This window comes from Xenorhabdus bakwenae (assembly GCF_030272115.1).
Classification (GTDB): Bacteria; Pseudomonadota; Gammaproteobacteria; order Enterobacterales; family Enterobacteriaceae; genus Xenorhabdus; species Xenorhabdus bakwenae.
In genome coordinates this window covers 1,035,271-1,048,790 of record NZ_CP119194.1, presented here as the reverse complement: position 1 = coordinate 1,048,790, position 13,520 = coordinate 1,035,271, and the positions used below count along the sequence as shown (strand labels likewise).

The following is a 13,520-nucleotide window of genomic DNA, read 5'->3' as shown; positions in this document are numbered from 1 at the left end:
GTGGGGAGTTTACTACAACAATCTAATGATTGGAAGCATGACCCTGGTGGCTTATGTCACAGCCTCTGCCCCTGATTGCATCGATACCTCTGCAACGGCGCTGAAACAGCATCTCCAGACCTGTTTACCGGCATTTATGATCCCCTCTCATATTGTGTGGTTGGCGGAACTTCCGCTCAGTACCAACGGTAAACTGGATCGCCGGGCGTTGCCTGCTCCGGCCGATATTTCCGTCATGCCGCAGGAGGATATCGAACCTCCCCGCACTGAAACGGAAATCAGGCTGGTGCAGTTATGGCAAGAATTATTAACCGTGAATACATTAACCGTGAATACATTAACCGTGAACACATTAACCGTGAACACATTAACCGTGAACACATTGGGCCGCCAGTCCCATTTTTTCGAAGCGGGAGGCCATTCATTACTGGCTGTTACGCTTATGATGCGGATAAAACAGGAATTTGGCGTTGGATTGCTGCTGAGTTCGATAGTCAGCCATCTGGATCTCGCTTCGCAGGCAGAACTGATTGATGCCACACTGAACGAAGCTGACACGGCTGATTTAGCGGAAATCTCCTTGCCTGAACCGGCTGCTGCCGGATTAATCCGTGCCTTACCGCCGCAAAAATCGATCTATAAAGCGCTGAAACTTAATCCGCAGGATTTGAGTAATAACAGTTTTATTGCCCTGTCGTTTGAAGCTGAACCTGATCTGAAACTATTGCGTAACTTACTGCAATCGGTACTTTCCCGCCATTTGGGATTAAGTGCGCAATTTATGCTGGTGGATAACGAACTGTATCTACAGCCTGCCAAGCGGTTTATGTTCCGGCTGGAAAAACGTCAGAGTCTTGGATCGCTGGAAGACGATTTACGTGATTTTATCCGTCCGTTTTCACTGGAAGACGGGATGAATGTCCGTGGTCGGTGGCTGGTGGCGGAACCAAACCCGATGTTACTGCTGGATTTCTCCCACGCCTGTATCGATGGTTCCGGTCTGATGCGTATTCTTGATGAACTGGCTACCGCAGATAACGCCGATCCAGACGTTAGTCTGGCAGCCTATTCCGCCTTGTTCTACGGTAGCGAATTTGCCACGTTGCGCCAGCAACATGCTGAGTTCTGGTATACAAAATTACAGGGCTGGCAACTGGCTTCCTGTCCTGATGACAGCAAAGAGATGGTTACGGGTTCCTGTCTGGTCACGGTGGGCGCTGAACAAAAAGCGCAGATTGAAGCGTTCACTTCGCATTTCAGGATCAGTGTGCCTGAATTCTTTATGACGGTGTTTTTACGCCTGAAATCTTATCTGGAACATTCTGCAGCATCTTTTATCCCATCCGCCTCAGAACAGCTTATTTCCACTATTTTTCATGGTCGTGATCGGCTGGAACAACAGGCCGTGATTGCGCCTTTGATGGCTGTGCTTCCCGTGCGGGTGACTCTATATGGTGAGGCAGATGATGAGAAAAATGCTCAGAAAGATTTTACCACCGTAAGCCAAGAGGTGCGTGAAGCCTGTCGCCATTATCTGTTTGATGCTGAAGAGCTACAGAGCCGCTATCCAGTGCTGCATGGTCAGGCATTAATGCCGACGACATTTTTCGGTTACTTCCAGAAAGCAGGATTTGACGGTTGTATCTGCGGTATTTCCTGCTATCAGCTCGAAACCTCCCATGTTTCAGACGGGCAATCACACTGGGATCTGACCTGTGAGATTGCAGAGCATCCGGCGGGTTTTGATGTGCATCTGGAAGCATTTTCATTCAGGGCAGCCCATAAAGTGGAAAACTGGGGATTCTTGTTTAGTTCAATTTTACAGAATGCCCTGAATAAGTGAGGCACGAAGAAATGTTCATTAATGATCCTATTGCACTGAACGTCAGAAAACAGGTAATAAAAGAGTATATTAGCCAACAGCTAGACACCGAATATCAGGGGTGTCCTTTTTTTGTGCTGGCGCAATCGATGCCGGAAATCAATACCGAGTTTGCCATCACCTCATTGCCCCTGCCGGAAACACTGAATAACCGGCTTTTCATTATGGCAGCAGCTTCACCATTACATCGCCTATCCCTGTTTTCCGCTGCGGTTAACTACCTTGCCTTTCTGCATTGCCATGAACCGGAAGGTTGTCTGACATGGGCGGTTGGCGAAAGTGATATAACGGGAAATACCCGGTCAATAATGGGCGGATATCGGGTTCCGATGAAATGGCACCTGACGGAAACAGCGTTGGAACAACCGGTAAAACGTCTGTTTGGCGAAGAGCTGAACCGCTGGAAACAAGTTGCAGCACTGGTTTCTGATCTGCCACCGCAAACGGTATCTTCCATGATGCCGACATTGCCGGAAATTTTAGTAGGTTATTCGGAAACACTGCCTCCATTTATGGATTCAGAGTCTGAAGTACTGGCGATCTGGTTACAGGCCGATGCGGAAAAATCCGTACTGCATGTCCGCTTTGATCCGCAAAAAATAGCACCGGAACTGATTGCGTTATTTATGGAGCGGTTGGTCTGTTTGTTGAGCAGTATGGTCTTTGAACCAGTGGCATTACTGGCATCAATGAACTGGATACCTCAGCCGGAGCAGGAGAGGCTACGTGCTTTGTCCGCACCGGTTTCACAGCGGCAGACATTGCAATATCTGAATGTCGCTCAGGCGATAACGGCGTCAATTCGTGACAGAGCAGATACTGTATTTATAGAGGTTGATGGAAGGACGGTTAACTTTACTCAGCTCGCGCACTACACGGAAAATTTACTGACCTTACCCCGGTTTCCTCACTGGGATTCATTGGGGGATTGCATCCTGATTATTGGTGCCAAAGGCGTGGAAACCACACTGGCGGCAATGGCCTGTATGCGCATTGGTAAGTCTTTCTGCCTGCAATCAGACAGTATGCCGGAGCAGCAGTTACTGGATGTGATTGCACTGCATTGCACCCGAACGGTGCTGTTACAAAACACGGAGCAGACACATTCAGGCCAGTGGGCGAATTTATTCCGCCAGCATGGTTGTCAGGTGGTTATTCTGCCTGATTACCTTGCTGTTGCTCCGGAACAGTCAGCGTTTTCAACATTATCGGTAACGGAGAAACCGTTACTGGCAGAACTGTTGCTTAAGGGGGAATCTGTCAGCCTCGATGATCCTCTGTTTATTGTGATGACGTCGGGTAGTGAAGGAAAACCCAAAGGCTGTATCAATACTCATCAAGCATTACTCAGCCTCAGCACCGAAATGTATCTTCTGAGCGGTTCCGCTAATTTTCATCCAACTCCCCGACGCCTTGCCTCTGTATCCAATCATATTTTTGATTATTTTGTGCTGGAGTGTGTGCAGGTTTTAACACGAGATCAGGTGCTGGTTATGGTGCCGGAAGAAGCCCGTTTGGATGCGAAAAAGTGTGTCGCGTTTTTGCGGGAAAACCGGATTGATGCGCTGTTCACGACCACGGTATTTGCTGAAGACATCATGGAGCAGGGGGATATTCCCACACTCCACCAGCTTTATTTCGGTGGTGAAAGTTTGCGAACGTTTAAGAAGAACAATTACCAGCTCTTTAATGTTTACGGTCCCAGTGAAACCGGCGTTTTAACGACTTATTCCGCGATTGAACACAATGAGCAGAAAGTCACTATCGGTAAACCTTTCGGCGGATGCCAGTGTGCCGTGGTATTCCCCGATACGTTGCTGCCTTGTCCCATCGGTGTGGCGGGGGAGTTACTGATCGGCGGGATCGGGGTGGGTTCGGGGTATTTCAACCGACCGGATCTCACGGAAAAAACGTTTATCAGCCTGAATAACGCATGGCTGTCAGGGCGATATTATCGCAGTGGCGATTTATGCTGCTGGAATGCGCAGGGAGAACTGGAAATTCTGGGCAGGCGTGACCGCCAGCTCAAAGTGAATGGTTTCCGCATTGAACTGGACGCGATTGAAAGACAAGTATTGGATTTACCTATGGTTTACGAAGCGGCAGTCATTGGCGTTGAAGATAAACGGGGACATGCTCATCTGGCGGCGTTTATCGTTCCGATGGATGGCGGTCAGAGTACAGAGCAGGATATCAGGGAAGCCTTGTTGAGCCGGATACCGGTTTATACGGTGCCGGGCCAGATAACGCTGGTTTCCGTATTACCGTTGACCCGCACCGGCAAACTGGATCGGCAGGCATTGAAGCAGCTGCTGAAAAAAGAGGCTACCGATGCCCGACCTGCCGGAGAAACGCAGAAATGGCTGGCGACATGCTGGGAACGGCATTTAGAGCGGGATACTGAAGAGCTAGCGGTAAATAAAAGTTTCTTCTCGCTGGGCGGACATTCGCTGCGGGCGGTAAAAATGCTGGCAGACGTTCAGCAAAAGTTCGGTAGCCAGAGTGTTTCTTTGCAGGCGTTTTTTCAGCATGACACCATTGAAAAACTGGCGGCACTGATTGATGCACAGAGTTCTTCTGATAAGAAAGCAGCTCCGGAAGATTTTCTTAGCTTGCTGGATGCGGCACCTCCGCTTTCACCGGATGGTCGCGGGCCATTATCGACGCAGGAAGCCCGGCTTTATGCGCAATACCGCCTGTATCCTGATTTGCTCATTAATATTGTGCCGCTGAAAATCCCGCTGCCGCCCGGAATATTTGCCACGTCTGACGCTGAAACAGGCAAAAGTAAGCGTGAAGCGGTCAAAAAAGCCTTGCAGATGTTGGTGGATCGTCACGATATTTTGCGTACCCGATACCGCATCGATAGTGAAGGGATCCCCTATGCCGAAACATTACCCTCGCTGTCCGTTGACCTGATTCTGACAGATGACCAGAGCCAGTGGCTAAATAGGCAGATGCAGGTGTTCGATTTGCATGAAGGCCCTCTGCTGAGGGGCTTTGTACAGGACGCAGAGACAGAACAGGCTTGTTTGCAGTTACAAATCCACCACATCCTGACGGATAAACCTTCGCTGGAAATTCTCCAGCACGAATTTGCACAGTTACTGGCTGATGCGCCGCTGGCGCCGGTTAAACTGAATTACCGGCGTTATGCGATGGCGCAGGTCAATGCCCGCCAACATCCTGTCTGGGTTCAGGCCGAAACGTTCTGGAAGAATTACATGGAAGGACTGGATTTTGATCCATTCTCCGCTCTGTCCGGACGGAGCGCCATCGAGATGGGCGGGCAGATAAAGTACACAGACTGGGCATTGCCGAGTAAGAGTGAGAAAAAAATAAAACAGCTGTGTCAGTCATTTAACATCACGCCAGCCATACTATTTCTGTCTGTATGGGGGCTAACGGTGGCGCGTGAAGGGCGCAGTAACCGGTTTTCTATTTCCGTTGCAAATGCGCTACGCTCTGAACTCATGCTGAGTACGGTAGGAATGTTTGTCTCCCTATCGCCCTGTGCATTCCGGCTGGATCAATCCGGTGAACATTTTGACCAGTTTGTCAGGAAGCTGGCGGATGAGCAGTGGCAGACTACGGAACATCTATTTTTCCCCATTGAAGAAACCTTTGCGTTGCTGAACCGTGACCCAAGAATGTTCGGCAGTAATCCTCTCCAGAATATTTCCTATAACTACATTGATATTGCCGAAGATTTTTCCAAAGAGTTCGATGAAATATCGGACGAGGATAATGTACTGGAACCAGCCGGAGAAGCGATCACGCTTTCTGTCGTCCGTACTGCACAGGGTTATCGACTGGTTCTGGAATTCCATTCTGATGTTTTCACGGAAACACAAATTGCGGCTCTTATCGTCGGTTATCAGGCTATTTTTCAACGGATTATGCATCATAACCCCACTGTGTTGCAGGTGAATGACTTGATTGAACCTGAGAACGGGACACGAAAAGCGCTCCGGCCTGTACAGCGCAGTACACCTGCGGTGCCTATTGATACCCTGCTGCTGACCGCATTCCAGACATTAGGGGGACGCCCTGCGGTGATTGAGGGTGACAGTACCATCAGCTGGAAAGAATTTGCAGAATTAACTGCGGCTTATACGCAAATACTGAACCACAGCGCTATCCGGCGGACGCTGATTATCGGGCATACGGGCAGCCAGATGCAGGCATTTCTGGCTGCCTGTTTTCTGACGCGTACAACCTATCTGGCGCTGGAAACAGGAACACCGCAAGAGCGTCTTAATGAAGTTATCCGCCACGCAGAACCTGATTGGGTACTGAATTTAGACCTAAATAGCGAAATCAATGCTACAACATTGGACTGGCATCATTTTCACAGCGTTAAATCCCGTGATGACAACCCGATTGGCTGGATATTGTATAGCTCTGGCACATCAGGACGACCGAAAGGTATCTGCGTCAGCGCGGACATTGCCGCGCAGTATATTGATTCGCTGATTAACCGGCTGGCATTAAAACCCGTAACCGAACCATCATCAACACAACAAAGCCTGCGGGTTGTTCAACAGTTTTCCCCCAGCTTCGACGGTTATCTTGAAGAGATCCTGCTGGTCTGGGCATTACACGGTACCAGTGTTATTGCGGATCGCTATAGTTTACTGAATGAAAGGAAAGCGAAAGCGTTTCTGAACCGTTACCAACCGGATATTATCTCTGCTGCTCCGGCTCTGTTCTCCGTCTGGAACCGGATGACGGATTTATCGCCTTTACCCAGAGTCTGCATTAGTGGCGGAGATTTTCTGACCCGTGGCGATATTGATCAGTTAATTGACCGAACCCAGATCTGGAACAGTTATGGCCCGACAGAAACCTGTATCGCTGTTTCCATGGTGAATTGCGCAGAACTGCCATCCGATACCGCGTTGTCTATTGGTGAACCCTTGCCGCATGTCGCTTTCAGTGTGGTGGATCAATATGGCGCACCACTCAGAGCCGGGCAGTGGGGCGAGATGGTGATCTATGGCGAGTTTGCACAGCACGGCTATCTGAATGACCCTGAGCTGACAGCCGAAAAATTTGGACAGGATGAACAGGGGGCTTTCTTCCGTACCGGCGATCTGGCAATGGTGGATAAAAATGGCCTGTTTTATCTCAAAGGGCGCATGGATAACAGCTGCAAAGTGCGCGGTAATTTTATTGGTCTGGGGGAACTGGAAAACCGAGCCAGACAGTATCCGGGGATCCTTGCAGCGGGTGCTGCCGTAGCGTTTGCAGGTACTCCGGAGGCCTGTCTGGTGCTAGCGGTTGAAGGAAAAGCGCATATCCAGTCAGGATTGCAGCAATATCTGGCTCGCCATTACCCGCGTTCTCATCTGCCCTCGGCTATCTTTCCGGTAGAAAGCCTGCCCCGTACAGAGATAGGCAAGATGGACAGGCCACGGATTGTGCAGCTGTTCCGGCAGTGGTTTGGACATGAACAACAAGAGCCAGATCTTATCACCGATGAGACATTACAGAATCTAATGGAGTGCTGGAGAAAATGTCTGGGTTATAAAGGCACACTGACCCTCAATTCCGATTTCTTCCTGATATCGGGTTCATCGTTAAGTGCCGTACATCTGGCGGGTCAACTGGAAAAGGTGTTTGAGGTGATATTCAGCCCGGTTGATGTGTTCCGCAATGCCACGATAGGCGAGCAGTGGGCGTTGATTAAAGCGCGGCTGAACGGTAATTATGAGGCGATATTCCGAGAAAAATACCTGAATGAAAACAATCCGGCTCTACCGAAATTGTTGCTGTTACCACCAGCGCTGGGCAGTCTGGTGGAACTACAGGCGCTGGCAAATAATTTAGCGGGTCGGGTAACTGTTTCTGTTCTGACCCTACAGCCTGCGGCTGTTGAAAACCTGTCTGCGTCAGCGTTTAAATCGGCACTGCTTAACGCCCTGAAATTACAGGCAGACAATTTATCACCATCACGCCCCTTGTGGCTGGGGGGGTATTCCCTCGGTGCAGAAATGCTGGCGGCGTTATTACAGCATGAGATATTTTTATCCGAATTAATGCCGCACACACATATAGAAAAATTAATTTTCTTCGATCCCAATCTCAAAACCAGCCTGTTTGATGGTCAAGTACTGTATGCGGAATTTATGGATTTCTGCCTTGAAATTCACCACGCAGCTGAAAAGGGGATCGACATGAATACTGACACAGATGCTGAAACATTACGGCAAATATCACCGGCGCTCTATCAGGAGTGGCGTCAGTATTGGTTACAACACCAGATCCTCGAAAACAAGACATTCCATACACGGATGCTGGCGCAGCCATTCCCCTCAGTCTCCATTGCAATGTTCTTTTCTGACGATGCAAACAACGCAGACATTGATGAACTGAAGCAGCAATTGCGAGGACAGGTTTCTATCCATCACCGGAATGGCAGTCATTCTGAATTTATTCAGCGGTTATCTGCTGATGATTTTAACGGCGTGGAACAGTAACAACTTATACAAACCCAACTTCAAGATGCGTGTTGTCTATCCCCGCAAAACGGGGATAGACAACGCCTTATATCGTTTTGAAGTTTTAAGGCTTATAGAGTTTGAAAGATAGGGAACAGGGCAGATCATGAATACAGTAATAAGAGAAGATTTGGATATCGCGGTTATTGGTTTGTCAGGCAGGTTTCCAGGGGCAGAAAACTACACTGCGTTCTGGCGCAATTTGTTGATGGGCGTGGATAGTATCTCCCGTTTTACCGAAGAAGAGCTGCTACAGGCCGGGCACGATAGCAGAAAGATACGCAATAAAGATTTTGTTCCGGTAAATGGTGTATTGGAGGGAGCTGGTTATTTTGATGCTGAATTTTTTGAGTACAGTCAGGCCGAAGCCGCGCTGTTAGATCCGCAAACCCGCCTGATGATGCAGTGTGTCTGGCATGCACTGGAAAATGCCGGTGTTGACCCGGATAAACGCGGGCACAATATCGGGTTATTTCTGGGGGCACGCAGTACGGTATCGTGGACAATGCAGGCAATGCTGTCCGAGCAGACAGAAAATGTGGGCGGTTTCCTTGCCTCTCAGTTAGCCAACAAAGATGCGATGAGTACGCTGATTTCGTGGAAACTGGGTCTGCAAGGCCCCAGTTTTACCCTCCAGACCGCCTGTTCCACCAGCTTGGTTAGTGTGCATCAGGCGGTACAGAGCCTGTTAAGTGGTGAATGTGATTTTGCGGTTGCCGGTGGAGTCAGCCTATTGTTGCCACAACAAAACGGGCATATCTATCAGGACGGTATGCTGTTCTCAAAAGATGGCAAAACCAGAGCTTTTGATGCCGATGCAACCGGCAGTGTATTCGGCAGTGGTCTGGGGGCGGTGGTATTACGGCGTGCCGGAAATGCGATTGCGGATAACGACCCTATTTGGGCGATCCTGAAAGGTTCCGCGATTAACAATGATGGAATCCGGAAAGTCGGCTATACCGCACCCAGCGTCAAAGGGCAGACGGATGTAATCCGTACCGCTTTTCAGATGGCTGAGATGGATGCGGCAGATCTGGGCTTTATTGAATGTCACGGCACAGCGACTTCCTTAGGGGACAGTATTGAATTTATGGCATTGCAGGAGATTTTTAATGAAAATCGCTCTGCTGCTGAATCTGCTTCCCAATCGATACCGATAAATCAGTGCGCGCTGGGTTCGGTCAAAACGAATATTGGGCATCTGGATTCTGCCGCAGGTATTGCCGGATTTATCAAGACAGTTATGGCCGTCAGGTATGGCGTGATCCCGCCGACATTGTATTTCCACTCGCCTAACCCGTTGCTGGGACTTGAACAGTCACCGTTTTATATCAATACACGGGCTGAACCGTGGTTATCTGAACAAGGGAAACCAAGAACTGGCGGTGTCAGCAGCTTTGGTATTGGCGGTACGAACGCGCATATCGTGCTGCAGCAGTATATTCCTGCTTCTGCGGCTTCCGCTCCTGATATTACGCAGCCCTGTTTTTTCCCTTTTTCTGCGAAAAACAAGGCGGCACTGGTACAACAACTGGAATCAGTCTCTCACTGGTTAGTACAGCTGTCTGATCTGGATCTCGCCGCATTGTCCCATACACTGAGTAAACGGCGTAGTTTCCCGTGCCGAATGATGTTTGTGGCAGAGTCAAGATTTGCCTTAATGCAGCAGATTAAAACGTATCTGGCGCAGGAGGAACATGATGAACTGGCGCTGATCCCACAGTTTCTACAACAAAGCACTATACCGCCGGATAAACACTCTGAGATAGTAGCGGATATCAGTCGCTGGATTTCCCGTCAGGTAAAAGAACCGGCAGAATGCTTTTTTCCTTCTTCCCAAGGTCAGCCGCTGACAGATGTTCCCGGATATGCGTTTATTCGGGAAGAGCATGGTGCCGGATATATTACGGATAAAAATTGGGCACAGATTGCCAGTGTGATTACCACAACAGAAAGCAATAATCTGTCCAAAAATATGCCGGGGTTGTTGTTGCCATTCTGGAAAGCGATCCGTCTGCCAAAAGAACAGGAAGGAACGCCTTATTCACGATTACTGATTGATCAGCATCTGGCGTTACCGGCAAATATTCCGGCGGATAACAGCCAGATTGAGGCGCTCCATCTGAATTTGGCCTGTTCCCGTGAAATCCGCAATGTGCTCGCCGGGCTATCTGATAATTTACAAATCAATGAGTTACCAGAAAGCACATCTTTAGTGTTATCGCTGATGTTTACGGCAGATAGCTTCTCTTTCTCAGTAGATTCACTGCAAGCACTATCAGAATTAGGAAAAACGCTGGCAGAGAATGATTTCTCTGCATTCAGTTCTGTCCATATTTACCTGATAGCCCCCGTCGGTGACAGATATTCCGCTGAATCGGTTTTAACTGAGTCGGCACTTAAGGCTCTGGCTCTGGTGCTGCCACAGGAAATACCGGGTATCACATGTACGTTTTTAAGTTTGCAGGATCTGAATGTGAACAGGGTATCTGTGACGTTGTCACGATTACTGCAAACAACCGTATATGGCCCGCTGAAACTGAATCGTGATGGTCTGTTTGTTGAGGATTTCCGTTGCCCTGATCCGGAAGAAAATGAAGTCGCAGATAATGCTCATTTTATAGGTAAAACTTATGTGATCACCGGTGCCAGCGGAAGAATGGCCAGAGCGATGGCAATGGTTATTGCCCGGCGCTTTCAGGGGAAACTGGCATTGATCAGCCGCCAGTCTGCAGAGACAGCTGCGATGCAGGACTTACGAAATGAGTTGTCAGAATGCGGTGCTACTGCGGTGGAGATTTTCCCGTATACGCTGGAAAATGAAGAAAATGCGCTCGCACTATTTACATCCATTCGTCATCGTCTGGGAGATATTTATGCCGTTATCCATGCAGCAGGTGTGACGGACGGCGATTCGTTTTCTCCTCTGATTCAGCTCAATGCTGAACATTACAGCGCGCAACTTAAGCCCAAAGCTCAGGTTGCGGCGGTGCTTGCCAGCGTATTTACACATATTCCGGTCGAATATTGCTTTGTCACTTCGTCTATGTCGGTATTTTTCGGCGGCATCGCTCACGCGCCTTATGCAACCGCCAATCTGTTTCTGGATGGCTGGGCGCAGAAACAAAATTTATTTCTACAAAAAACACATTCACCGAATACGCACTGGGTTGTCATCAACTGGGAAACGGTACATTTTGAACAACCCACTGACGCTACGAAAGAAGATGCAACAAAAGAAGTACAGGGTTGGGGGGACAATGAAGTTGCTTTTTCCGGCGCTGAATTCCCCGCGCTGTTTGAACGCAGCCTGCGTGAATATGACAATGCAGATCAGAAAATTTTCTCCGCCGGGCAGTTTATGGAGCGGTTATACAGCTGGGGAGGAAGACGTACAGCCAGCAGCGTTGATGCTCCGAAGCCAGCCAGAATCCGGCTGAAACCCAGACCTGAAACCCTGCACGCTGAGTATCAGCCGCCGACCAACAAGATGCAGCAGGAAATTGCCGACATATGGAGCCAGATCCTCGGCATTGATGGTATCGGTATTGAGGACAAATTTATGGCGTTGGGAGGCGATAGTTTAAAAACTATCGTCATGGCAGAAAAAGTGTATAAAAAAACCGGCAAACGGATTGCGATTCAGGATTTCTTCGTCCAGCCGACCATTATTGAAATTGAACGGCAGTTCCTCAGCGAGCAGCAGAATCCTGTGCCAATGCTACCTTCTGTTGATCCGGACGCGCCAATTGTCGCCAGTTCTGATCAGGATTTACTGTATATCCACCAAATCACGTTTGCCGATGGCAGTTATAACATGCCAACAGCTTTCCGCTGTCCCGCCTCGATCAGCGCAGCTGTGATTGCGGAGGCACTGGAACAGCTCGCTAACAGGCATCCTGTACTGAAATGCCTGTTTCAGCGTCAGGGTGCCAATCTGATGATGCTGCCTCAGCGCACATCCGAAGTCAGGTTATGGGTATCCGAAGCAGGCGAGAAACCAGAAGAGAATGCAGTTCGTCTGGAGCAATTCGCCAATCAGCCTTTCGACCTGCATACTGATTTACCTGTCCGGGCGATGATGCTCACCGCTTCAGTATCTTATCCATACCATCAGGTGTTGATCGTGGTACACCACATTGTTTGTGATGCCATTTCTCTGGGGATATTGGTTGATGATTTTCAGCGCCTGTTGCACGGTTTGCCGTTACCGACACCGCAGTACAGTTTTGCGGCTTACAGGCGTTACCGGCAGGAGTCTGCCAACGAGGACAGGACGCGCAAAGAAAAGGCATATTGGCTTGCCAATCTGTTACCTCTGCCTGCGCCGTTATCATTACCGATGAAGGAAGGATATAGCTGGCATACCGATACGGAAAGAGAGCAGGGACTGACGCTGAAACAAGCTCTTACCTCGCAGACCAGTGCTGAAATCAGGCAGTTATGTGATGAACTTGGTTTGTCTGTCTCTACCTTTTTCCTTGGCATATTTGGTGTCCTGATAGCAAAAATTGCCCGTGCCGATACTTTCCTGCTGGGGGTTCCGGTGACAGGACGTATGCAGCCGGAAGAGCTGGAACTGGTCGGTTATCTTGTCAACATGCTGGCCTTGAAAGTTGAACCGGAAGCTGACTTGCCTGTGGCGGATTATCTGCTGCAACTGAATGCTCAATGGACTGAAAGTGTGCCTTACCAAACTTATCCGATGAGTACTCTGCTGGATGATCTCAGCACTGAATGCCAGATGCCGAATCGTCAGGGCAAACATCCCCTGTTTGACGTGGTGTTCAACTATTTACCTTTGAGCCTGAGCAGTGCGGATATCCATGATGGAAGCGATTTTTCCCGGTTTGAACTGGCGTCAGAGGCAGCCAAATTCGATCTGGAACTGGAAGTGTCTGAAACCAAAGATGCTTTTCATTGTTTGATTCAGCTTCGCCTGCAGATGTTCAGCGAAGAGACAGCCAGAGTGATATTTGGTTATTTCTTTGAATTAATGAATGAAGTTATTGCTAATCCTGAAGAAGAAATTCAGGAGTTGCTTAAGAACCTTACTTATGGTTATACGCCGGAATCGTTCGCTCAGGTGAACGATCAGGATATTGATTCAGAGTTTAATTTTTAGGGAGTGAAAA

Annotated in this window: 3 protein-coding genes; all 3 read left to right on the top strand. The window is 49.0% G+C overall.

Going from position 1 to position 13,520, the window contains the following annotated elements; all coding sequences use genetic code 11:
* The first annotated feature begins 37 nt into the window (after positions 1-37).
* Positions 38-1,843, top strand: coding sequence for a condensation domain-containing protein (locus PXH59_RS05835; RefSeq protein ID WP_285810779.1), 1,806 nt, complete (start codon positions 38-40; stop codon positions 1,841-1,843).
* Positions 1,844-1,854: 11 nt separating this feature from the next.
* Positions 1,855-8,364 carry an AMP-binding protein gene (locus PXH59_RS05830; RefSeq protein WP_285810778.1) on the top strand — a complete coding sequence of 2,170 codons (6,510 nt, stop codon included), beginning with the start codon at positions 1,855-1,857 and terminating at the stop codon, positions 8,362-8,364.
* A gap of 127 nt (positions 8,365-8,491) precedes the next feature.
* Positions 8,492-13,510 (top strand): beta-ketoacyl synthase N-terminal-like domain-containing protein, encoded by a 5,019-nt coding sequence (locus PXH59_RS05825; RefSeq protein ID WP_285810776.1) that lies wholly within the window; start codon positions 8,492-8,494, stop codon positions 13,508-13,510.
* Positions 13,511-13,520 lie beyond the last annotated feature (10 nt).

Excerpts from the sequence above, each read along its gene's own strand:
- PXH59_RS05835 (WP_285810779.1), top strand. The coding sequence starts at position 38 with ATGACCCTGGTGGCTTATGTCACAGCCTCTGCCCCTGATTGCATCGAT.
- PXH59_RS05830 (WP_285810778.1), top strand. The coding sequence starts at position 1,855 with ATGTTCATTAATGATCCTATTGCACTGAACGTCAGAAAACAGGTAATA.
- PXH59_RS05825 (WP_285810776.1), top strand. The coding sequence starts at position 8,492 with ATGAATACAGTAATAAGAGAAGATTTGGATATCGCGGTTATTGGTTTG.